Raw genomic sequence first — 24,775 nt, 5'->3', positions numbered from 1 at the left:
AAGTTGTTCAGTTTGGTAAAAGCCTATATTCTATAGAGAATTAATGTATTCTTCTAAATTAACATTTCTTTCTAGGCTCATTTTTTTACGTATTCTATGTCTTACTGTATGCACTGATTCTACAGAAATACCAAGTAATCTTGCCATATCTTTACTAGAAAAGTTTAATTTAATTAAAGCGCAAATTTTTTGATCTCCTTGACTTAATTTAGGGAATTTAGCAAAAATAACATCATAGAATTCTTTATTTACATCTATAAAACGCATCTTAAAATCATCCCAGTTTTTATTATTATTGACAGAGACAGACCTTAAAACTTTATTTATTTCATGAATTTTTACTTTATCGCCACCTTCTCTAACTCTTGTTTTCAATTCTTTTAAGAACTCATCTTTCTCTATCAATTGTAATGCAGAAGTAGCTAGTTCTTTGTTTTTTAGAGACAATAGTTCTTTGGTTTTTTCTATTTCTAATTCTTTTGTTTTTCTTATTAATTCTTTTTCTGCATGATGTTTTGCTCTTAAATGTTTAAAAAAGAAGAAACCTAATACAAGTAAGAATATTAAAGAACCGATAAGAATAATTCTTTGCAGCTTAATGATTTGATCCTCTTGCTCTAAATGCTTAAGATACTGTTCTTTAATTATTTTTTCTTGTCTTTCTTTCTCTAACCTGTAATCATCTTTTATTTCTAATAAAGACTGATTTTCCTTACTTCTACTATCAAAAAAAATACGATCTAGCTCTTTAGCTTTTTTTAAGTTTTTAAAAGCTTTTTGATAATTATTTTTTAATAAAAATACGTCGGATAATTTCTCATATACTAAAGGTGTAAAATCTATATGACTTTTATATTCTTCTGAAACCTTTAATGCTTTTAAATAGTATTTTTCGCTCTTATCAACGTCACCTAAACTCTTATAAGCATCTCCCCAATACTTGTAAACAAGCACCATATAAGATGGTGTATTCGTATTAAACCAAGGGTAGATGTCTTCCATTATCTTAAGAGCTTCTTTTTCTTTGTGCTCTTTAGTAAGCAGAATTGCTTTTTCAAAATCTAAATAAGATTTTGGTGTCAAAGATTCTTTTGCTCTATAATAGAGATAACTTGAGTCTAAATATTTTTTTGCTAAATCCGGCTTATTCAACTCTCTGTAGGTAGCTGCAATAGAATAATAATATGAAACTAACCTTGCTTTGTTTTTAAGACCACGAGAATCTAACATTTTTTTCTGTAACCCTAATGCCTTTGTTAAAAACTCAATTGCTTTATCTTCTCTTTTATAATAACTATAAACCCTTCCTAACCGATGATAAATAACAGATTTTACTCCATTATTTTCAATATTATCCATTAACAATAATGCTTTCCAAAGTACATCATATGACTTGGCATATTTAGCACTCGTTTCAAAAACAAAACCTTCTTGAAATAATGCTTGTATAGCATTTAAGGTATCTTTAGATTGTAAATAAAGCGAGTAACTTTTCTCGAACAAAACAACAGAACTATCTGGATTAGAATTCTTTAAACTAAATGCTCTTTGATATATTTCTTCAGCTTTATTTGATTTTTCTTGCGCATAAAAATCAATAGATTGAATTAGAAAAACAATACTTATTAAAAGAAAAAAAAGTGGCTTAAAATTCATAAAATCAATATAAAATGTAAAAAAGGTTTAGTCAAAAATTACTTTTATCAAGCTAAAGGTAACTTATTGTTTTAAAAAAACAATAAGTTATTACTGACTTTTTAATTTTTGTTGAAAAATGAAATAAAACTAAGTACAACACATAATGTTCAGTATGCTTGTCAAGTTTTTGTCAAGTTTATTATTAATCTGATTTAAAGTACACTAAGTTATTGTCAAGTTCACAACCGTAAAGATATTTCAATAAAAAAGTATTTTACCGCATCAAAATACTTTTTATGAAAAAATTACTACTTATAATTATTGTTGCATTTACATCAAGTCTAATCGCACAAACATCAATTTCAGATTTTGAAACTGATGATATTAATAATCCTAAACCAGATTGTGACGCTACAGCAGAATGGCTTACAGACCCAAACGTACCTTTAATTTCTTTAGTCGTTAATCCTAAAAACACTGGCATTAATACAACAATGAACTCTGTTAAGTATACAGAAACTGCTAGTTCAAATAAAAACAACTCATTACAGCTTGCTTTTAATGGAAATACCACAAAAACAGGGTTTGCTTTATCTGCAAATAAGTTTTTTAAATTCATGGTATATTCTCAAAATAAAACAGATTTTGATATCACTTTACATTTAGGAAATGGAAATGTAAATCATTTTGAAATTACTAAAAGTTTTTCAACAACATTAAATACTTGGACAGAAGTAGAGTTTGATTTCTCTGGTAATGATACAGACGCAGTAATAAATAATGCTGGAGGATGGATATCTAATATAAGAATTCATTTTAACGAAGGTACAGTTGGTGCTGACGATGTTTATTTTGTAGATGAAATCGCAATGACTCCAACATCAACAGTAACTCCTGTTGTTGCAGATATTTTAACAGTTCCTGCAACTTTGCAAACATTAACTCCTATCACAACAAATTATATAGTTTCTGGTAGCTTATATAAAAGATTAGACGTTCAATTAACCTCAGCTACTAGTTATGCAAATTTCTCTTTATATGCAGATGGTAAAATTATTGCTGATAATATAGATGTTTCAGGATCTGGCACTTTTTCTTTAAATAGTATTGTAAAATTTTCTGTAACAGGTGCAACAGAATTAAAGTTAGCAGCTACAGGAAGTGATTTAATAATAGATAGTTTTAGTTTAACAGATGTTTCTAATGTTGTAATTCCTGAATATTCAGATGAAACTGCTGCTGCAGGAATTATAGATGAACCAAGTTTAAAATACGCAGGTCCAACAATTGCAGATATGGATAATGATGGTGATTATGATTTAATCTTAAATAACCATAATGATTCACCAAGTAAATTGTATTGGAATGATGGTGATGGAACATTTACAAAAAACGCTACAGATTTATCTCTTTGGACATTAATGGATTTACATGGTTCTGCAGCTGCAGACTACGATAATGATGGAGACTTAGATTTACTGATCACCTTAGGTGGTGGAAATGGATCCGCTCCTACCCCTCCTGTGTTCTACAAAAACAATAATGGTACTTTAGAAAGAAGTGATGCAGCTGTAGGAATTACAAAAGGAGCAAGAGGTCGTTCTCCTAGATGGGCAGATTTAGATTCTGATGGAGACTTAGATTTAGTACTTATAAATGCTGAAGGAATAAATGGGGATAATGGAGAACAACATATTTTCTATAGAAATAAAGGTGATGGAACTTTTGAAACTATAAATGTTGCTGGTGTTGAAGATGCAAATGGAGAAAGAATTTTACTAACAGATTTAGATAATGATCATATAGACGATATTGTAATTTTCTCTCCACTATCAATTTGGAAAGGAAATGGAGATTTCACATTTACGGATGTTTCTACAGCATGGTTACCAGCCGATTTAGTTGGTAGTTATTCTATTATATCTATGACAGATATTGACATAGATAATGATGGAGATTTAGATTTATATTTAGCGAAAGGGCAAGGCTATTTTGGAATTGCAGATAATAATGCTACCGACTTTTTACCACAAATAAAAAGGTTAGATATGAGAGTATCTGGTAGCCAAGGAACTTTACCTTTTGAAGTAAAAGCAGACAACTCAATTACACTTTCTGGTTTCGAATTTGTAACGAGAAATGCTTATGCGGAAGGTTATCCTGTGTTTCTAGGAAGCGCAAAGCAAGAAAACACCATAGCGGATAAAACAACTACTTTAGAAATAACACAAGCTGCTGCAGATGGTTGGCCAACTGCAAGAACGGAAAACGGTTTCTACATTGGTCATACAGGAAATGGTGTTTGGAAAATGGAATTTGTTCGTAATGCAGATATATTTTGGTCTATTCATGCTAGAATTGATGATGTAACAGAATTTACACCAACTGGTTGGATACCAAACAACAGAAACTACCAAGATGTACTATTAATGAATAACAATCAGACTTATACCAATGTTTCTGATGCTTGGAATATCCCTAAGGGAGGAAATCATTGGGGTGTAACTAAAGGAGATTTTAATAATGATAGTTTTGAAGACTTATATGTGTATCGTTTTGGGTATTTAACAAATAGAGTTTCAGATTACATGTTACTAAATACAGGACAAGGTAAATTTGAAATTACAACTTCTCATACTGCAAATAACAGAGGTGCTTCTAGTCATGGAGATATGGGGCAAGCTTTTGATTATAATCAAGATGGAAAGTTAGACATTCTAAATGGTGATGATGAATATGGTATTTGGCACATGTATAAAAATAATATGTCTAATAGCAACAATTATGTAACTGTAAATGTTGGTTATGCTCCAAATTCTAATGTAGATCCATTAGGTGCAGAAATTACGGTAACAACAGATAACAAAGTTTTTAAAAGAAGAGTTGGTTCTTCTGGTGAAGCACATTCACAAAGTTTATTAAACATTGCGCATTTTGGCTTAGGACAAGAAAATCATATTGTTAAAGTAGAAGTAAGATGGAGAGATGGTGAAATGTTAACCATTCTTGATGAAGGCGTTAATAAAACAATAGATACTAATACTGTAGATCCAACAGATATTACAATAACACCTAACCCATTAGAAGTAAGAGTTGGTGAGGATGAAGGTTTATCATTAGCTTTCTTACCAGTAAATGCAAGTCAAGATGTTACTTGGTCTTCTAGTGATGAAACAATTGCAACTGTAGATAATGAAGGTAATGTAACAGGAGTACTGGAAGGTACAGTTACAATTACGGCAACTTCTATTCCTGCAAATACCATTTCTGGTTCTGCTACTATAAATGTAGTTGCTTGGTATGGAATTAATATTGCATCTATAACAATAACTCCAGAAACTGCGGATATAGTTGGTGGACAAAAAATAACACTTACATCAGAAATTACTCCAGCAAATGCAGACGATTTAACAATAACTTGGTCTAGTTCTGATGACGCAGTTGCAACTGTAAATTCAAACGGACAGGTTACCGGTGTTATAAGTGGTACCGTTACAATAACAGCAACTACAACAGATGGCAACAAAACCGATACCTCGGAAATTACAGTTACAGAAAGCGTAACTGCTTCTTTAACTTTTTATGATGCATCTAAATACACAACAACTGCATTTAGTACTGGAGGTGATTTAGTGATAACCACAAATTACCATGCAGGCTCTGGCCATAAAGTTATTGCTAAAGAATATGGTGGAATTAAATATTGGTTAAGACACCTAAATGCTGGTTGGGTTCCTCAAAATGATTATTTAGTAGTAGATGCTTCTGCATTAGATACTGAATCAGGAACCTCTACAGCAACTATTTCTTTAGAAAACGCAATACCAACTGCAGATTTACCAAGTGGAGATTTCTATTGGTTATGGATAACTTTTTATTCAAGTGATGGAGACAAACATATAACCCTGCAAGCACTTAATATAAATATTGTAGAAGGCTCTTTAAATGTTATTGATATTAACAAAAATGGCTTGCTTTTATATCCAAACCCTGCAAACACCCATTTATTTGTGAATCCTGATTTAAGTAATACTTTTTTTAAAATAATTGATATTCAAGGAAGAAAAGTTTTAAAATTAAAATCAGACAATTCTGGTAGAATTGATATTAATAATCTTGCTCCAGGAATATACTACTTAAAAAACAATAACAAAACAGGAAAATTTATAAAAAAATAATCAGATTTCTAGAAATCTGTTTTATAATTAACTAAAATCAATTATTAACTAAAAATGAAAAAAATGAAAAACAAATTACTATTAATTTTGCTAACGATCCTATCTGCATCCGTTTTTGCACAGGACCCAATAGGAATAACATTTGAAATAACAAATAAGTCAGATTTTCAAATAGATGGAGAAACCGAGTTAACTTTTAAACCTGGAGATGTTATTACAGCTAACATCTCTTATGAGTTAGGGACTACTGGCGGAATCGCAAATACTTTTAATTTTTTACTCTTTAGAATTGAGGATGCAGTTTCTGCTCCACTTAACAAAGGAGCTGGTGCAGATCCTGGTGCAGCTGCTTCATATCTTTCTGCTGGTACAGAAAGTGGTGGTGTTTGGACCACATCTATAGCATATACCATTCAAGGAGATGGAGGAAGTACACTACCGTTAACATCTGCTGCCCCTGCAGTGGGTTATAGAATTAATACTTATTTAGCATACAACAAAGGAGATGGTTCTGGTGTAAATTACGGTAGTTTTGGTGCTGCAGAACAACCTAATGTAATAATTAGAAGTCAAGCTGAAATAGACGATTTAGTTCGTACAACTGAAGCTGCAGGAACTTGGGGTGGAACAAACACTGCCTGGGGTGGAACTGCGCCAGTAGTTGGAGCAAAAACAACAATTAATCATGCAATAACTGTAGATGCTGATATTACAACTGATGACACATTAGAAATAGGCACTGGGTCATTAACAATAACAACTGGTAATTCATTAACAATAAATTCCGATTTAATTACTAATAATAACATTACTATTGAGAGCGGAGCTTCTTTAATAGTTTCAGGAACTTCAACAGGAAATGTAACTTATAATAGAAATTTAGGAACCACCAATTGGTATATGCTTTCTTCACCAGTTACTGGACAAGGAATTGTTGATTTCTATACTTCAGAATCACCTGCTTTAGGCTCAGGAACAGGTAATGCACAAAACGTAGCTATTGCTCCTTATGATAATTCTGAGGCTTTAACTACCGATAGATGGAATTATTATACTGAAGGACAAGTTGATGGTGCAGATGGTGATGATACTACTGATACATTTACTGCTGGTAATGGTTATACTGTAAAATTGCAAGCTTCTGGAGATGTTTCATTTACAGGAACAATACCTGTAGATAATTTTACAACATTAGCACTTACAGACAATAGTGGTGGAAGTGGAACTGCATATAATTTAATGGGAAATCCATATCCTTCATATATTGCTTCAGATAACACCGCAAATCCAACAAATAATATTTTAACTGTTAACAGTGCATTATTAACACAACAAACTATTTGGATTTGGGATCAATCTAAAAATGGTACTGGAGGTTATAATGAATACAACAATACCTCTGGTTTTCATATCGCTCCCGGTCAAGCTTTTTTTGTAAGTGCAAATGGTGCAGCTACTACTTTTGCTATTAATGAAAATATGCAGAGTCATCAAGGAACAGGTACATTTCTAAAAACTGAAAGTACAAGACCTGAAATACAATTAATTGTATCAGATGGAACAAGTACTGAAGATGCTAATATTTTCTATATTGATGGAACAACTACCGGTTTTGACAACGGTTATGATAGCTCCATTTTTGGTGGAGTTTCATACTCCTTTTCTGTTTTTACAGAAGCTATAGCTAACGGAAAAGGTGAAAAGTTAGGTATTCAATCTTTACCAAATTCAGATTTAGAATCTATGATTGTTCCTGTTGGAGTAAATGCAGCATCTGGAAAAGAAATTACTTTTTCTGCTGAAGCTTTAAACTTACCTTCAGATATGAAAGTATTTTTAGAAGATAGATTGACAAATACTTTTACAAGATTAGATGAGTTAAATTCTAATTACAAAATAACTTTAGATGAGACTTTAAACGGAATTGGAAGATTCTATTTACATACTAGATCTAGTGTATTAAGTACGAATGATGTTAGTTTAGAAAACATAAGTATTTATAAAACAAATAATTCTACTTTAAGAATTGCAGGTTTACAACAAGGAAACTCAACTATTAAATTATTTAATATTCTTGGTAAACAAATGATGAACAAATCTTTTGATTCTAATGGAATAAAAAATATTTCTTTACCAAAATTATCTGCAGGAGTATATATTGTTCAGTTAGAAACTGAATCTGGTAAATTGAACAAAAAAATAATCTTAGAATAATTACGAGAATTTTATAAACTAGACATTATGAAAAAACAAATAGAAAATAATAAAGAAGAAATTACTCGTAAGGACGCTATTAAAAAAATAGGAAATTACGGTAAATATGCAGCTTTAACTGCATTAGGAACCTATCTAATCTTAAGTCCACAAAAAGCACAAGCTGCAAGTCCTGAGGCTCCAGGAACTGGGTTTTAATGTATTAAGGATGCTAAATTTAAAAGTCTCAACTTATTCTATAAGTTGAGACTTTTTACCTTTACATAATTTAAACCTTTATTCTAACCAAAAGTCTAGTTTAGAAGTATCAGAAGAATTCTTACCAACAAAAACTTCAAACGCTCCTTCTTCAATTGTTGTTTTATAATCAAGACCTATAAACCTTAATTTATCTGAGGTAATATAAAAAGTAGCCGTTTTCGTTTCATTTGGTTTAAGTTCTAAACTTAAGAAGTCTTTTAATTCTTTTACGGGTCTTGTTACCGAACAAACTTTATCATGAATATATAATTGTACAATTTCTCTTCCATTATATTTTCCGTTATTAGTGACATCAATAGATACTTTTATGCTATCATTTTTATTCATTATAGTTTTATCAAGCTTTAAATTTTTGTAAGAATAACTATTATAACTTAATCCATATCCAAAAGGAAATAAGGGTTTAGAAGTAATATCTCTATAGGTTGTTGTGTATCTGTTATTTGTTTCTCCAGCATTAAAAGAATGACTCGTTTTCTTATAGTTATAATAAATAGGCACTTGCCCTTGATGATAAGGAAACGTAACTGTCAATTTCCCCGAAGGATTATAATCTCCAAACAAAATTTCAGCAACTGCTGTACCACCTGTAGTTCCTGGCATCCAAACTTGTAAAACAGCGGTAGATTTTTTTACAACATCTGTTAAAACATAAGGTCTTCCAGAAACAATTAAGGTAATAATTGGTTTTCCTGTTTTAGCAACTGCATCTAATAATTGTTGTTGCGCTCCTGGTAAAAGCAAAGATGCTGTACCTCCTCCTTCTCCACTCATCCATTCTTTTTCTCCTAAGGCTAATACTATAACATCTGCATTATTAGCAGCTCTTACTGCGTCAGCAATCATTTCTACTCCTTTTATTTCAAAATCTTCTACAATACAACCTTGAGCATAAGAAATAGTTGAGGTTTGTGGAACTCTCTTTTTAATTCCAGCAAAAATAGAAACAACATCATTTGGGTTACCTTGACTAGACCACCAACCTAATAAATCTTTTTGTGCTTTTGCAAAAGGACCAATAATTGCAATTCTTTGTTTCTTCTTTAAAAGTGGTAAAACGTTATTCTTATTTTTTAAAAGCACCATACTTTTTACAGCCATCTCTTTTGTTGCTTGTATGTTTTCTTCGGATAAAAGCTCTTTAGCTTCTCGTTCTTCATTAAAATACGCATAAGGATCTTTAAAAAGACCCGCTTTTTGTTTTAACAACAATACGTTTCTTACCGAATTATCTAAAACAGCTTCAGAAATAATTCCTTTTCTCACCATTTCTGGAAGTAAATTCACATATTTTTTAGTAGACATATCGATATCATTCCCTGCTAATAAAGACATTTTTGTAGCAATGGTATCATTTTTCGCAATTCCTGTTTTCACTAAATTACCAACCGTTTCCCAATCTGTCATTACTAAACCTTTAAATTTTAGTTCATCTCTTAAAACATCTTTCAATAAAAAATTATTTGCTACTAAAGGCACTCCATCATAAGCAGAATATGCGGTCATAACACTTGAAACTCCTGCTTCAATTGCTGCTTTAAAAGGAGGTAAATGGGTCTCTCTTAACTCTCTTTCTGAAAAATCTAAAATATTATAATCTCTACCTGCTAAAGAAGCTCCATAACCAACAAAATGTTTTACGGTTGCTAGAATATTGCTATTTTCTTTATTAGATTCTTGAAACCCTTTTACTCTAGCGGCAGCAATTAAACTTCCTAAATAAACATCTTCTCCTGCTCCTTCTAAAATCCTTCCCCATCTAGGATCTCTTGCAATATCTACCATTGGCGCAAATGTTAAATGGATTCCTGCGGATGATGCTTCTCTTGCTGCAATCGCTGCCGATTTTCTAATTGCTGCCAAATCCCAACTAGATGCTTCTGCTAAAGGAACTGGTGCTATGGTTTTATAACCATGAATTATATCTTCTTGAAACAGTAAAGGAATACCCAATCTTGATTTTTCTACTGCAATTTTTTGCAGTTCATAATTATTTTTAACTCCTATCGATTTTTGTACATGACCAACCAAGCCTTTCTTAATCCAAAGGTGAACTGAATCAGTTTTATTAAAACCTATTGTTGGAATTAAATTTAATTGACCTGCTTTTTCTTGAAGCGTCATTTTTGAAATTAAATCTTCAATAAAATCTTTCTTTTCAACATTTCTAGAACAAGAGAATATTAAAAACAAACTACTACAAATAATAAAAATTGAATTTTTCATAAATTAATGTGTAAATAAAAACCAGTTGAAATTAATACCATTAGTATTAAATTCAACTGGCAGTATATAAATAATTAAAGTTCTAACGTAAATTATTTTTTTAAGAATTTTGTAAAAGTTTTATTATCATAAACTAAAAAGTACATACCTGTACTTAAAGCTGAAGCATCAATACTTCCTTCAAAATTTCCTTGTTTAACAATTTTTCCAAGAGTATTTGTAATTTTATATGTTTCAGGCAAATTTTGTCCTTTTAAATTAATAGTATTTTCTACAGGATTAGGGTACATTGTTAAAGCTATTTCTTTTGTGAAATCTGTTGTAGACAAAGCAGTTATTTCTGCGGTACTTCTAATATAAACCAAAGGTGAATCACTTGCATTCTCACCTCCATAAATAGTTGTACCACCATTAGGTGTATAAGCTAAATACGCTAATATTCTATATGTTAAATTTGCGTTTTCAGAACTTAACTCTGTACTAGCGGGAATTGTATAATCTCCTGAAGCAGCGTATACAAAATCATTACCTCCATCAATAGTTTCATTAGCCCATGTGCCTGTAGCAGGATCTACGTCAGTCATTGCTTCATCTTGAACTCCAAAAAGGACAAAATTATTTACATCGTCAACTGTATCTGTAGAACCAAGGGTAAAGTTTATTGTGTAACTCACAACTTGTCCTGGTGAAAAGGTTAATGCTTGTTCTCCGTTAATTTGATAATCCGACTTATTAGAGATTGTAAAAGTAGGTTCTACTCTCTGAGCAAATACTAAAGAGCTCATAAAAAGTAATAATAAAGTAATTTTTTTCATTTTAAATATGTTTTAGTTAATAATCACTAAAACTAGAGTATTGCTGCTTTTCTTTCTGTTTTATTAACTTGACATAAACTGAACAACCCCTTAAATAATTGATATTATGACTAAAAACTACTTTCTTATAATTTTTCTAACAAACCCATTGTCCGTTTTTAAAATATAAATTCCTTTTGAAAACTCTTCTATATCTATCGTTTCATTCTTTGTAAAAGTCTTTAATTTAGAACCATTAATATCAAAAATGTATACCTTTTTATAATTTGGAAGATTTTCTATAGTAATGATTCCATCAGTAGGATTTGGATGAAGCAACACTTTTTTTGTGTAAGAATAATCTTCAGTACTTAATATTACACTTCTAATATTGTTACTAAAATTATAAACCTGCATTGTAACGGTACTAATATGTCCTTCATTATCCATAAATTCTATAGAAATTGTGTTGTTTTCTTTTAGTAAATTATAAGGTATTGGAATTTCTAAAACACCAAAGAACCTTTCTCTTCCTAATTGAGTATCTCCTCTCCAATTATTTGGTAAATCTATAATTGTATTATTAATTTTTACAATCGGTTTTAAGGATAGGTTATGAGGCCTACCTAAACCAATTCTTAAAACGGCTTCACCATAACTTGATTTATTTACATTAGTAATTGTGAAAGTTTCAATTTTATTGGCAGTTATTGGTTTTAAATATTCATTTGCATAATATTTAGTTTCTAAGCTTGTTTCATTAAGACTAATACTATCTGCAAACGTATATTCTAAAATTATGGTAGCTTCAGATTTTAAAACTAAAGACTTGGTATCAACATCAATATCTTCATCTTCATAAACTGTAGAGGTGCCATCAGTAAAAACCTGTTTTTTGTGAATGTTTGTAATTGTAGTTCCAGAAATACCAAGCATATTCAAATTAAGGGTTTCATCTGCAAAAGTCAAATTATTAACGACTAAATAAGCTTTATCCCCATTTAAAAAACCATCAACTTGAATGTCTAGGTTATCTGAATAGGTATCTATTCTTTTTCCTTTTACTTTAGACCAAAGTTCATAAAACCTTACCATATCTGTGTAAACCCACTTACCCGTATAACTGTTAGGTTCATCTACTTTTCTCATTAATCTATGGTTATATGGAATTCCATCTGAATAACCCCATTCTGCTTTTGTGATGATAAAATTAAGTGCACTTGCTATTAAATTTGGTCTGTCCATAAAAGACATTAATAATGAATTTGAAGACCTAACATGCAACCAATCTCTATAAGAAGTCCATTGATCTCTACTATAATCATTTGTTTGCGCTCCATATTCTGATATAATAAAAGGTTTAGCAAATCCAAATTTCATGGTACTATATTGTTCCATCATATCAAACATGGCTTCTACATTACTACCAGATCTAAATTCTTTTCTACCACCATCAATGGATGGCCAATCATATAAATGAATAGACCAGAAATCCATTTTTTCGCCAGCAACACCCATAAATAGTTTCCAACGATTATTCCATCTTTGGAAATCTCCTTTTTCAAAATTTGGAAAAGCAGCTGTATACCCTCCTACCTTAGCATCTGGAAGATGTGCCTTTATGCCATCAGCAACATCATTATGAAATTCTGCAATTTCTTGTAAATTATTTGTAAAATCTGATGCCCCTCCATGACTTACATATGCGGGTTCATTAATTACTTCAATAAAAGCAGGTTTTGGTTGTCCATTTAAGGAATGAAATTCTTTGATATATCTTCCCATATAATCTCCAGTAGCAGTTGCATTTGCAAACTTCCATCCTTTTGCTGTTTCTTGTTGCCCTTCTCCTGTCCAAAAAGGATGTAATTGCGCTGCAATAATTAAATTATTTCTAGCTTCATATTGATGAATTTCTGTTTTATTTGCATAAATACCTCTCCAATAACTAGCTTTAGACTCTAAATCTGTAGCATCTACAAACCCAGGGTTATTGATATCTTCTTTCATTTGACTTAAATTCCAAGTGATTCCACCAGTATTTCTCCCCATATAAACATCCAAACCATTTAAAAAATCATCCCTTAAATCATTTACTTCATTATCACCATCCCATTCATTCTCATTCGGACTTGCATGAATTCCTATAAATTTTGAACGATCAAAATCATCAACACTTCCAACAACATGATTTACATTCACATTGGCAACAACAGTTGTAGTCCCTCCTATATTATTACTGTTTTTTATTATTTCTGGGCGTAAATCAATAGTTGTCCAACCACTAGAAGTCCACATTGTGAATAAAAAATAGTAATAATCCCCATTTGTTAATTCAGTACTTAAAGGAATGTTTTCTGGAACCACATAGGTTAAGTTAATTGTATCTATATCGGACACAGGATCTGTACCATTAAAATAAACACTATTAAATTGTTCTTGAACTACACCTGAAGAATTTTTACGTTCAAGTTTTAACCAGATATAATTAAAACTATTTCCATCTGTATTATAAGTTGTATTAAGAGATAAGGTTTCTCCTAACTGAAACTCTAATGGTGAAGGTTCATTATTCCAAATTAAACTTTGGGAATTTGCATCAAAATTTTTACTAAAAAAAAGCAAAACAACAACTAGTTTTAACAACAATATTAACTTCTTTGTATCCATAATTAACTTTTAGGTGATATTTTTTAGATAAATAATAACTAGATCGTAAAGTTAACTTTTAAGGTATTTATACACTAAAATGCAAACTTGACATAAACTGCACAAGTCAATTTCTGAGCTTTTTATCATCAACAACTCAAAAAAAAAATACAACTCAAAAACCTTACTAACAGTAAATTACATTAAGTAAAACTAAATAAACCAACACGAAAACGATTGAAATCAAACTTTAAAAAACATCCTTTTACAGAAGTTTTTTTCTTTTTATAAAACGGAAAAAAAACTCATAATTTCTTGTTAATTACTTTGAAATATCTATTTTTAATACTGTTCAGTTTTTGTCAAGTACTATAAATAGGTACATTGTAAGAAAAAAACAATATTTGGGTATGATAATTCAAAATTCGATAAAAAAATGAAAATTAATTTGCAAAAATGCAATTACCGAAAAATGCTTTTTACAGCATTACTTCTAGTTAGTTTTGGTTTTGTTCAAGCACAAAGTGTAACCGTAAAAGGAACAGTTAGTGCAGATGGAGATTCCTTACCAGGAGCTAGTGTAGTTGTTAAAGGGTCCAGTAATGGACAAAGTACTGAAATGGATGGATCTTATCAATTAAAAGCTAATGTTGGAGAGACACTTGTTTTTAGTTATTTAGGATACAAAACAAAAGAAGTAATAATTAAAACTGGTAAAACCACTATTAATGTAACATTACTTTCTGACGCTTCTTTGTTAGATGAGATTGTTGTTGTGGGTTATGGTACTCAAAAGAAGAAAGAAGTTACAGGAGCTGTTGTTAACGTTGGGGCTGAAGAAATTAGTAGATCTCCAGTAGCCGATTTAGGTGCAGCAATACAAGGTAAGGTAGCAGGTGTAAACATACAAGCATCAAGTGGTAGACCAGGAGAAGCTGCAAACGTACAAATTAGAGGTTTAGGATCTGTTTCCTCTGGTGCAGCTGGACCATTATATGTTGTAGATGGTATTCCTTATGAAGGGAACCCAAACATTTCTCCAGATCAAATTGAATCTTTAGATATTTTAAAAGATGGAGCTGCTGCTTCAATTTATGGTACAAGAGCTTCTAACGGAGTTATTTTAATTACTACAAAAAAAGGAAAAGCAGGTAAAATGAAAATTGACCTCTCAACCTATACAGGTATCCAAAGCATTACTTCTGGAACCCCTTTAATGAATACAGCTCAACAACTGTATAGTTTAGAGATAGCTACAGAACAGTTAGGATCTCAACCACAAACTTTTTTTATTAACGCAAATGCTTTAGATTTTGATACGAATTTTGTAGAAGACGTTCAAAATGATAATGCTGTTATTCAAAATGTTAGTTTAAATATTTCTGGTGGTGTAGAGAACTTAACCTTAAACTTTAATACCAATTACTTTAAACAAGATGGTGTTCTAATTAATTCTGGTTTTAACAGGTTAGCTAATAGATTAACTGGGCAATTTACCAAGGGTAAATTTAAAGCCTTTGCAACTCTTGGTTATACTATTGAAAATAGAACACAAGAACCTTATGCTCTTTACGAATATAGTATTGGTCAATCTCCTTGGAGCAGACCTTTAAGTGATATTCCATCCATTGGAGAAAATAGTGTTACACTAGATGTGGAGAATGAAATATTTTACGGTTACCTATCTCGTCAATTAGAAAATATAGACGAAAGAGAAACAAAGTCTAGCAATATTGCACTTAATTTAGAGTATGAAATTGCAAAAGGTTTAAAGTACAAACTAAATTTAGGTTCAAATGAATATAACTATTATAGAAAATTCTTCCGTCCTCAATATTTAGCATACGCTAGAGATGGAGCACTTAATGCAACTGCTTCAACTGAACAAGCCTTGCTAAATGAGGATTATATATTTTCTAAAAGAGAATCTATTGAAAACATTCTTAATTATTCTACAAACTTCGGAAAACACAATCTTAATTTATTAGGTGTAATTTCTTACGAAAGATTTAAACAGAGAAATTTGGGAGTTGGTGTCATATATAGTAAAGATGCTAGTAACAGCCTTCAAACTTTAGGTTCTGGTGCAGAAGGAATAAAGCCTACTAGTAACAATCAAACAAGTACTTTGGCTGGGAAATTAGTAAGAGCTCAATACAATTATGATGAAAAATATTTATTATCTGCTAGTTATAGACGAGATGCGTCTTCAAAATTTTCGGAAAATAATAGATATGGTAATTTCTTCGGATTTTCTGCTGGTTGGAATGTTAGTGAAGAAAATTGGTTTAACGTAGATGCAATTAGCAATCTTAAATTAAGAGGAAGTTGGGCAGAAGTTGGTAACCAAGGTATTGCACCTTATCAGTTTACAGCAATTATTGAATCTGGTATAAATTATCCGTTTGGTCCAAACGAAGAATTAAATTATGGTTCTATTCAGCGTCGTTATGTAGATCCTAATATTAAATGGGAAACTACTATTTCTAAAAATATTGGTGTAGATTTATCTATGTTTAGGAATAAACTAAACATCACTGCAGATGTATATCAAAATGACAAAAAAGATATGCTTTTACAAGAGCGCCTTCCTGCATCTTCTGGTACTTACCATACACGAGCATCAGGAGTTTATGATGTTAAGCAAATTAACGCTGGTGACATGGTTAATAAAGGACTAGAACTTTCTTTAAGTTACAAAGATCGAATTGGAGATGACTTAAAATATAGTATTTCAGGTACTTTTACTAAAAATATAAATGAAGTAACGGATTTAAACGGTATAGATAGAGGTTATGCCAATGGTAGACCTACAACATCTTTAGGAGAAAATATAGATTACACTACTTTTTTAGCGAAAGGCTATGAAGCAGGATCATTCTTTTTATTGCAAAACGATGGTGTTATAAAAACACAAGAACAATTAGATGCCTATAATTTGCTTGACGTATCAGCTACAGGTACGCCTCAATTAGGAGATATGATGTATAAAGATACTAATAACGATGGTGCTGTTAACGATAATGACCGTGTTTACTCTGGTTCTGGACAAGCTGAGTTTGAAGCCGGTTTAGGATTAAACTTAGATTATAAAGGTTTCGATTTCTTTGTACAAGCTTTTTATTCTCATGGCGCAGAAGTATATAATGGGTCTAAATTGTACGCCTATACTCAAGGAAGACATACAGATTTATATAACATGTGGTCTCCACAAAATCCAACATCAGATGTTCCAACTTTTAGACGAAGTGCATTTCATAATAATGTAAGAGCTGCTTCTAATTATTTCTTAGAAGACGGAACGTATTTAAGAATTAGAACTTTAACACTTGGATACACTATTCCTGGTATAGAAGATACTGGTATTGATAAAGCTAGAGTGTATTTAACTTCAACGAATCCATTTACGTTTACAAATTACTCAGGGTATGACCCAGAAATTGGTGGAGATGGAATCTTTACAAGAGGTGTAGATAGAGGGAACTACCCAGTTACTCGTCAATTCATGTTAGGTGTTCAATTAAGCTTTTAAAAAATAAAAATCATGAAATTAATAAAAAATAATACATTACTATTTGTTTTTGTATGCTCGTTATTCTTCGTAGCATGTGATGAAGATAGTTTTTTAACAGAAGTTAATCCAAATGCGATTACTACAGATACTTTCTGGAAATCTGAAAGACAATACAACAGTGCATTAACCACTGTTTATGGTGCATTACAGTTTCAAAGCATTAGTGGAGGAGAACTAATATATGAAATGGTTATGGGAGATATTGGTGGTACAGAATCTTGGTACAGACCAAATCTTTTTAGAAACTTAACCTATAACGATGGTATTTATCATGTAACGGATAAATGGAACGAACTTTATGTAGGTATCTTTAGAGCAAATCAAGTTATTCAAAATATACAAGATGCAGATGCTAGTCTTTTTACAGGTAACTCAAAAGCAGAAATTGAAGCGCAAGCAAAATTTTTAAGAGCCTTCTTTTACTTTCAATTAGCACATACTTATGGTGGAGGTGTAATTCACGATAAAGTAGCAGAAACTAAAGAAGAACTTTCTAAACCTTTTTCTACTATTGCAGAAATTAATGCCGCAATAATACTTCCAGATTTAGAATTTGCAATGAATAATTTACCACAATCATGGGAAAGTAATGATATGGGAAGAGCAACTTGGGGTGCTGCAACATCACTGTTAGGAAAGGTACATTTATACAATAAAGAGTGGCCAACAGCTGCTGGTTTATTTAAACAAGTTATCGATTCTAAAGTATATAGTTTAACCAAAGATATTTCAGACAACTTTCAGCATGAAAATGAATTTAATTCAGAATCTATTTTTGAAGTAAATTATTCTTTCGATTTAGCTCCTGGTGTAAATGGAGCTGCTGTTGATGATACTCCTTGGCAAACTAGTGGTGAATCTTCTACAATTGCAAAAGAAGTTGGATCAATACAATATGGAGGTTTTAACACTTTATTAGCTTCTTATAACTTACAAGAAATGTTGGTTTATGATGAAGTGGACCCAAATAATTCTATCAATAATGGGAACATAGAATCTACAAGAATGAATGCTACGATTGCAGTTAGATTTATGGAAGGACAATATTATGGTTTGGATTTTGCTGATGTAAAAGGTTTTGGATTTGGGCAAAGTGCTTATGTAAAAAAACACTCTAATTGGTATCATTTACCATCAGAACCAGCTAACAGCAGATCTGGTATTAATTTTAGACATATTAGATATGCAGACGTTTTATTAATGTATGCAGAAGCTGTACTTGGTGCAAGTGATGATTATGCAACAGCCATAGAGTATATAGATATGGTTAGAGCTAGAGCTGGAGTAATAACACTTCAAAAATACATGGACGATAATGGGGGGAAATTCCCACAATTACATGTTAGTAAGCAAGTACATGGAGCACACCCAATGGTACAAGCCAATGCACAAACAGTATTAACTCACCTACAACGCGTAGAACGCGCAGTAGAATTGTGTTTTGAAGGACATAGATGGAAAGATTTAGTAAGATGGGGTATTGTAAAAGAAGTATTTACAGAGTTAAGAGCAGACGAAGTTTGGAGACTGGAAAACACTGACCTTTCATTTGATACTGCTCCATTATACATACCTGGTAGAATTAGACCCGATTTTGCGTTAAGTGCTACTAACTACAATGCGGAAAATCATAACTATTTCCCTATTCCTATACAAGAATTACAGACTAATCCGAATATAAATAACTAATTATGAGAAATTTAAATATATATAAGATATTATGCATTTCGCTTCTTGCCTTTTATGCATGCGATGATGAACAAATGTTAAATTTACCAGAAGCAAATCATAGGGTTATTGTTACTTCAGAAGCAAATGTTGAAAACAACATAAATATTGGTGGTCATATAGATTTTGGTGATATTTCTAGTGGAGTTGCTTCACGTACCTGGACCTTTCCAGAAAACGTATCAAGCATCTTTGGTTCAGACAAAAATACTTCTGGAGAAAATACTGTAAAAGGTTTCTTTAATGAAGTTGGAGTGCATAATGTAACTTTAAACCAAGTTTTTAAAGGAGATGTTTATCGTAACGAAGACAGCTCAATGCCTAGTGGTTTAAAAGAATTAGACACTACAATTGTAGTAACTGTTTTAGCAGCTGTTAAAGCACAAATTACTGGTAATTACTTAAATGATGATGGATCTTTAGGTGCGCCAATTTCAATATCTGATGCTGCATTAAATGAAGTTACTGCAAGTAAAAAAGTAAGATTTTCTTATACTACAATTGGTGCTCCAGAAGTTTTTAATTGGACTTTTGGTACTAGTGGAGTTGATCCAACAACATATGGTGGTACAAATACTGAAGTAGATATACAATATAAATCTTTAGGGAACTATGATTTAAAATTTATTGCCTCTAGATTAAGACCTTTTGGTGGTGATACTATATTTCTAAAAGATTTAATTAAAGTAATACCTTCTACAGAACCGGTATCGTTAGATGCTGTTAAAGCAAATGAAGGAAAAATTGACTTAGAATTTAGTAGAGATATGGATCCAGATTCTTTTGATGTTTCTACATTTGTAATTTCTTTAGAAAATGGAGGTACTACAATACCTACTTCTATAGTATCAACAGAAATTAAAGCAGGAGAAAACAATATTATTACTATTACTTTAAATGAAGTTATCTATAATAATGATACTGTAAAGGTTTCTTATACACCAGGAACTTTAAGAACCACAGATCAAGTAAATGCAACTGTTTTTAAAGATAAACCTCTTGAATTTAATTTAACTAATATTTTAAAAGGTTCTAATTTTGATTATAGTTTTGAAAACTCTACAGATGTAAATTGGCCATTAGCATGGGGCTCTGCTGGTATTTGGAATATTAATACAACACAAGCACAAGACGGTAACTCTAGTGCTTATGTAGAACTACCTGCAAGTGCAGATGGCTTTACTTGGGTACAACATGTAAGCAATGGAGCACAAAAAAAAGTTAGTTTTAAAGCTGGTAAAACTTACGAAATTGGGGCTTGGGTTTATTTATTAGACAATGGTAATTCTACTGGTTTTGCTCCAGATGTTAGAATCTATTGGAAAAGTACTGGAGATTACGATTGGAATGCTCCTGCCGTAGCTATTTTATCTGATGATATGCCTACTGGTACATGGGTGTATCAAAAAGCATTTATTAATTTCGGTGCAGATGGTGATTATGAAACAATAATTAGAGGGTGGAATAATAAAAACCCAAATAACGTTAAGTTTTACATCGATAATTTAACGATTGCAGAGGTTACCATAAGACCTTAATTTTATAATTAAGTATAGTTATTTAACTACAAATAAAGCCTTTAAGATTATTCTTAGAGGCTTTATCATTTACTCTGTTTTCTTTTATAAAAAGAAGGTGTATTATTTGTAAACTTCTTAAATTGTCTATGAAAAAAAGGAACAGACTCATAGCCACAAGCAAAACAAATTTCTCTTACAGACCAATCGGTGTCCATTAACATTCTTTTTGCCATATTTATCTTATATTGATTTAAAAAAGTAAAAAAAGGCCTTCCCATTATTTTATTAAAAAAACGAGAAAAAGACTGTTCAGACATATTTACTAAATCTGCTAATTCTTTTAATTGTATTTTTTTATGATAATGGCTTTCTACATAATCGTGTACTTTTCGAATGCGAGAACTATATTCTGAAGGCAAATCATCTATAAAACTTTTTTCTGAGAGTTCTCTATATTCAAACCTAGATAGTAATACCAATATATTTTGAAATTTTAAATACAATTCCGTTCCTTCTAAAGTCAATAATTCTTTTAGTAAAGTAAACACTTCAGAAGCATTTTCTTTTGTAAACAAAATACCTTTCGATGCCGCTTTTAGCATTTTAAAAACACTTTCCATTTCCGGTACTTTAGCATAAATACCCCTATTCCATTGAATAACAATTGAAGAGCAACCAGTATTGATTATCGAATTATTTTTCCAACAATGCGGCACATTTGTTCTTACTAAAACCAACTCACCTTCCTCAAACGGACCAACATAATCGCCAATAAATTTGGTTCCACTACTCTTTTCTATAAACGTAAGCTCATGCTGAGGATGAAAATGCCAAGGTGCATAAAACCGATCTCCAGAATACCTAAACGCAATAATAGATTTCTGATTATTTAAAGCTACTTTTTCAAATTTCGGCTGCATAAGTCTCTATTACATCTCAAATATATGCAATAAACAAAAACACACAACATAATAAGGTACTTTATTGCATAAATAAGGGAATCTTTCATTTCATAAATAGATAATCTTTGACAACTCTAAAATGTCAATTTAAATAATATGAAAGCAAGCGAATTTCCAGATGCGTTTAAAGATGCAAGACAAAAAGAAGGTGTTGGTAAAATGAATGACCAAGATGACCCTGTAACGATGGTTTTGCGTCATAAAGAAGTACGTAAATGTGCGCATCAATGGCAAGCTTTTCAATCTGGTGGAGATGAAGTTGGACGAATTGTAATTCCGTCTGAAGTAAAAATTAGAGACACTAGGCAAATTCCTTTTGAAGTAGATCCACCGCAACATAAATCGTTTAGAGACATTTTAGATCCTTGGTTTAAAAGACCTTTAAACGAAGAATATTCATCAAAAACAACAACCATTATTGAAGAGATTATTGATGAATCTTTAAAAAGTAATGAAGTTGAAGTTGTTGCCGATTTTGCTTTAAAACTACAATCTAGAGCTTTAACATTACTATTAAACATACCGTATTCTGAAGCCAATTTATGGATTTCATGGGGAACACACGTATTTAGAAGTGATGATTCTGATTTAGATGCAGACAAAGCAAATATTTTATATGATTATATTGATAAACAAATAGATTTGGCTATAGAAACACCAAGTGAGAGTTTGTATTCTGTGCTTTTAAATTCTGAAGTTGATGGTGAAAAAATGACAAAAGAAGAAGTAAAAGGCGTATTGATTTTAACTTTTGCAGGTGGTAGAGATACTGTGATTAATGCAGTTACAAACTCTATAGCTTACTTTGCAGGGAATCCAAAAGCTTTGGCGGTTTTAAAAGAAAAACCAGAAATGATTAACAATGCCGTTGAAGAATTGGTTCGTTATTTCTCTCCATTAACTCAAATGGGAAGAGTAGCAACTAAAGATACTCACGTCTGTGAACATGCTATTAAGGCAGATACAAGAATTTCTTTAAATTGGGCATCTGCCAACAGAGATGAAAACGTTTTTGAAACCCCAAATGAAGTCGTTTTAGACCGAAAAGTAAACCCACATGTTAGTTTTGGTTTTGGAACTCATAACTGTTTAGGAGCAACGCATGCTCGTCAAATTTTAAGAATACTATTGGCGAAATTATCACAAAAAGTAACTTCAATAGCAATTCTAGATTCAAAAGAAAATATAGAAAATTTAGGAGAATTTAATAGAAAAGTAGGTTTCGATTCATTGAACGTACAATTTAAAAAATAGTATAAAATGGCAAAAATAACATTTATAACAGCAGACAACGAATCAATAACTGTTGAAGGTACTTCTGGTTCAGTAATGGAATTAGCAGTAAATAATAACATAAAAGGAATAGATGGAGATTGTGGTGGTGTTTGCTCCTGCGCTACATGTCATGTACATGTTGAACCAGAATTTGTTGTAAAAACAGGGCAAGCAGAAGAACTAGAAAATGATATGTTAGAATTTGATGATTTAACAAACGAATACAGTCGTCTTTCTTGTCAGCTTCAAGTAAGTGAAGATTTAGATGGAGTTGTTTTTAAAGTTGCAAAATAAATTTTGATGTTAGGTACAGCGAATCAAGTTTGTGTAGTTATTGGAGCAAGTCATGCAGGTGTTAATTTTGCTTTCAATTTAAGAAAAGAAGGTTGGCAAGGAGAAGTTATATTATTTGATTCAGATCCAAATATTCCATATCACAGACCTCCATTATCAAAATCTTACATCATCGATGGAGATTTAAATAGCAACCTTTTAAAACCGCTTGAAAGCTATAAAAAAGACAAGATCACTTTAAAATTAGGGGTAAAAGTTTCTTCAATTAATAGAAATAACAGAACAATTTCTATTGAAAATAAAGGAACTCAAAAATATGATAAATTAGTAATAGCAACAGGTGCAAGACCATTTATTCCACCAATTTCTGGAATAGATTCTGCCGCCAATTTATTTCCTATGAGTACAGCTAATGATGCAATAGAAATAAAAAAAGCAATTGATTCATCAGAAAAAAAGCGAGTAATCATTATTGGTGGAGGTTATATTGGTCTTGAAACTGCAGCGTCATTAAAAAAGACAGGTGCATCAGTAAAAGTTTTAGAGAGAGAAGAACGTATTTTAGCTAGAGTTACCGCTCCAGTTATGTCAGATTATTTTATGGAATTACTTCAACAAAATGATGTTCAAATTCTTACAAATAACAATGTCTCTTTTATAAAAACTGAGAACGGTCTGAATACTATTTTTTGTGATAATGAAACTTCTTTTGAAGCAGACATTGTCATTGTCGGTGTTGGTATTAGAGTAAATACTGAACTTGCTGATACTGCTGGTTTAGAAATTGAACAAGGAATTAAAGTCAATGAATTCTCACAAACAAATGACGAGAATATTTATGCTATTGGTGATTGTACTTTTCATTACAACCCACACTACAAAAGATATCTACGTTTAGAATCTGTTCAACTTCAAAATCTTGGTATTTTGCTGTCAAAAAAGGAAGAAACAGGGAGATCTGGGTTTTAATCGAAATATCTGTGTGAAGTACAAAAACACAGGAAGTGGCACCAAAGGATAAAAGAATATTCCTATGTAGCGGACGCATTTATAATTTTCGCTCAGGAATGAAGTGCACCATTCAAGCATAGTAAAATGGTGTAACAAAATGGAAAGCGAGAATTATGAATTGTGTCCAAGATTATTTTTAGAGAAGCGTTTTTTTCGAAATGCTGGAAAATGTGCTGAACGTTTTATAAAATTAAAAAAGGGTAAATTCAAATCTGAATTTACCCTTTTGTTTCAATAATATTTTATACTAATTTCCTTTTTTATAATCTTCTAAAAATTGTGCCAATCCGCTATCTGTTAAAGGATGTTTTAACAATCCTGTAATAGAAGATAATGGTCCAGTCATTACATCAGAACCTAATTTTGCACAGTTAATAACATGCATTGTATTACGTACAGAGGCTGCTAAAATTTGTGATTTAAATCCGTAGTTATCATAAATTAATCTCAT

At 31.4% G+C, this 24,775-nt stretch carries 15 protein-coding genes; 9 read left to right on the top strand and 6 right to left on the bottom strand.

The features are described 5' to 3' along the window. Positions 1-30 precede the first annotated feature (30 nt). Positions 31-1,656 (bottom strand): tetratricopeptide repeat protein, encoded by a 1,626-nt coding sequence (locus MPF19_RS16135; RefSeq protein ID WP_249989261.1) that lies wholly within the window; start codon positions 1,654-1,656, stop codon positions 31-33. A gap of 278 nt (positions 1,657-1,934) precedes the next feature. Here MPF19_RS16135 and MPF19_RS16130 point away from each other — a divergent pair, with 278 nt between their 5' ends. The 3 genes from MPF19_RS16130 to MPF19_RS16120 all read left to right on the top strand — a co-directional run bounded on the left by MPF19_RS16130 (position 1,935) and on the right by MPF19_RS16120 (position 8,228). Then, on the top strand, positions 1,935-5,816 hold the full coding sequence (locus tag MPF19_RS16130) for an Ig-like domain-containing protein (RefSeq protein WP_249989260.1): 3,882 nt from the start codon (positions 1,935-1,937) through the stop codon (positions 5,814-5,816). 63 nt (positions 5,817-5,879) lie between these two features. After that, positions 5,880-8,030, top strand: coding sequence for a T9SS type A sorting domain-containing protein (locus MPF19_RS16125; RefSeq protein WP_249989259.1), 2,151 nt, complete (start codon positions 5,880-5,882; stop codon positions 8,028-8,030). Positions 8,031-8,057: 27 nt separating this feature from the next. Continuing rightward, entirely contained in the window at positions 8,058-8,228 is a 171-nt protein-coding gene (locus tag MPF19_RS16120) for a hypothetical protein (protein ID WP_203394986.1), read from the top strand. 78 nt (positions 8,229-8,306) lie between these two features. Here the strand turns inward: MPF19_RS16120 and bglX are convergent, their stop codons facing one another. The 3 genes from bglX to MPF19_RS16105 form a co-directional block, all read right to left on the bottom strand. Beyond that, on the bottom strand, positions 8,307-10,517 hold the full coding sequence (bglX, locus tag MPF19_RS16115) for a beta-glucosidase BglX (RefSeq protein ID WP_249989258.1): 2,211 nt from the start codon (positions 10,515-10,517) through the stop codon (positions 8,307-8,309). A gap of 92 nt (positions 10,518-10,609) precedes the next feature. Continuing rightward, a complete protein-coding gene (locus MPF19_RS16110) occupies positions 10,610-11,332 on the bottom strand; it encodes a T9SS type A sorting domain-containing protein (RefSeq protein ID WP_249989257.1) in 723 nt (240 codons plus the stop codon). 117 nt (positions 11,333-11,449) lie between these two features. After that, complete coding sequence (locus MPF19_RS16105; RefSeq protein ID WP_249989256.1) at positions 11,450-13,981, bottom strand: T9SS type A sorting domain-containing protein; 2,532 nt, start codon at positions 13,979-13,981, stop codon at positions 11,450-11,452. A gap of 415 nt (positions 13,982-14,396) precedes the next feature. Here MPF19_RS16105 and MPF19_RS16100 point away from each other — a divergent pair, with 415 nt between their 5' ends. From MPF19_RS16100 to MPF19_RS16090, 3 genes are read left to right on the top strand one after another with little or no spacing between them, the layout of a single operon-like run. Beyond that, complete coding sequence (locus tag MPF19_RS16100) at positions 14,397-17,492, top strand: SusC/RagA family TonB-linked outer membrane protein (RefSeq protein WP_249989255.1); 3,096 nt, start codon at positions 14,397-14,399, stop codon at positions 17,490-17,492. A 12-nt stretch (positions 17,493-17,504) separates the two neighbouring features. Beyond that, entirely contained in the window at positions 17,505-19,223 is a 1,719-nt protein-coding gene (locus MPF19_RS16095; protein WP_249989254.1) for a RagB/SusD family nutrient uptake outer membrane protein, read from the top strand. Positions 19,224-19,225: 2 nt separating this feature from the next. Next, on the top strand, positions 19,226-20,800 hold the full coding sequence (locus tag MPF19_RS16090) for a hypothetical protein (protein WP_249989253.1): 1,575 nt from the start codon (positions 19,226-19,228) through the stop codon (positions 20,798-20,800). A gap of 65 nt (positions 20,801-20,865) precedes the next feature. Here the strand turns inward: MPF19_RS16090 and MPF19_RS16085 are convergent, their stop codons facing one another. Next, positions 20,866-21,702 carry an AraC family transcriptional regulator gene (locus MPF19_RS16085; protein ID WP_249989252.1) on the bottom strand — a complete coding sequence of 279 codons (837 nt, stop codon included), beginning with the start codon at positions 21,700-21,702 and terminating at the stop codon, positions 20,866-20,868. Positions 21,703-21,840: 138 nt separating this feature from the next. On the opposite strand from MPF19_RS16085, the gene MPF19_RS16080 reads away from it, so the two are divergent. From MPF19_RS16080 to MPF19_RS16070, 3 genes are read left to right on the top strand one after another with little or no spacing between them, the layout of a single operon-like run. Then, entirely contained in the window at positions 21,841-22,998 is a 1,158-nt protein-coding gene (locus tag MPF19_RS16080) for a cytochrome P450 (RefSeq protein WP_249989251.1), read from the top strand. Positions 22,999-23,004: 6 nt separating this feature from the next. Beyond that, positions 23,005-23,313, top strand: coding sequence for a 2Fe-2S iron-sulfur cluster-binding protein (locus MPF19_RS16075; RefSeq protein ID WP_249989250.1), 309 nt, complete (start codon positions 23,005-23,007; stop codon positions 23,311-23,313). A 6-nt stretch (positions 23,314-23,319) separates the two neighbouring features. Continuing rightward, on the top strand, positions 23,320-24,282 hold the full coding sequence (locus MPF19_RS16070) for an NAD(P)/FAD-dependent oxidoreductase (protein WP_249989249.1): 963 nt from the start codon (positions 23,320-23,322) through the stop codon (positions 24,280-24,282). A 289-nt stretch (positions 24,283-24,571) separates the two neighbouring features. On the opposite strand, the gene MPF19_RS16065 is transcribed toward MPF19_RS16070, so the two are convergent. Beyond that, positions 24,572-24,775 (bottom strand): transaldolase family protein (locus tag MPF19_RS16065; protein WP_284041559.1); only part of this gene is annotated, 204 nt, incomplete at its 5' end.

Source organism: Polaribacter sp. Z014 (genome assembly GCF_023555435.1).
Classification (GTDB): domain Bacteria; phylum Bacteroidota; class Bacteroidia; order Flavobacteriales; family Flavobacteriaceae; genus Polaribacter.
Note: the sequence above shows the minus strand (reverse complement) of the source record. Positions and strands in the feature narration are given on the sequence as shown.

Coding starts and splice junctions, on each gene's coding strand:
- MPF19_RS16135 (WP_249989261.1), bottom strand. CDS start 1,656: ATGAATTTTAAGCCACTTTTTTTTCTTTTAATAAGTATTGTTTTTCTA.
- MPF19_RS16130 (WP_249989260.1), top strand. CDS start 1,935: ATGAAAAAATTACTACTTATAATTATTGTTGCATTTACATCAAGTCTA.
- MPF19_RS16125 (WP_249989259.1), top strand. CDS start 5,880: ATGAAAAACAAATTACTATTAATTTTGCTAACGATCCTATCTGCATCC.
- MPF19_RS16120 (WP_203394986.1), top strand. CDS start 8,058: ATGAAAAAACAAATAGAAAATAATAAAGAAGAAATTACTCGTAAGGAC.
- bglX (WP_249989258.1), bottom strand. CDS start 10,517: ATGAAAAATTCAATTTTTATTATTTGTAGTAGTTTGTTTTTAATATTC.
- MPF19_RS16110 (WP_249989257.1), bottom strand. CDS start 11,332: ATGAAAAAAATTACTTTATTATTACTTTTTATGAGCTCTTTAGTATTT.
- MPF19_RS16105 (WP_249989256.1), bottom strand. CDS start 13,981: ATGGATACAAAGAAGTTAATATTGTTGTTAAAACTAGTTGTTGTTTTG.
- MPF19_RS16100 (WP_249989255.1), top strand. CDS start 14,397: ATGAAAATTAATTTGCAAAAATGCAATTACCGAAAAATGCTTTTTACA.
- MPF19_RS16095 (WP_249989254.1), top strand. CDS start 17,505: ATGAAATTAATAAAAAATAATACATTACTATTTGTTTTTGTATGCTCG.
- MPF19_RS16090 (WP_249989253.1), top strand. CDS start 19,226: ATGAGAAATTTAAATATATATAAGATATTATGCATTTCGCTTCTTGCC.
- MPF19_RS16085 (WP_249989252.1), bottom strand. CDS start 21,702: ATGCAGCCGAAATTTGAAAAAGTAGCTTTAAATAATCAGAAATCTATT.
- MPF19_RS16080 (WP_249989251.1), top strand. CDS start 21,841: ATGAAAGCAAGCGAATTTCCAGATGCGTTTAAAGATGCAAGACAAAAA.
- MPF19_RS16075 (WP_249989250.1), top strand. CDS start 23,005: ATGGCAAAAATAACATTTATAACAGCAGACAACGAATCAATAACTGTT.
- MPF19_RS16070 (WP_249989249.1), top strand. CDS start 23,320: ATGTTAGGTACAGCGAATCAAGTTTGTGTAGTTATTGGAGCAAGTCAT.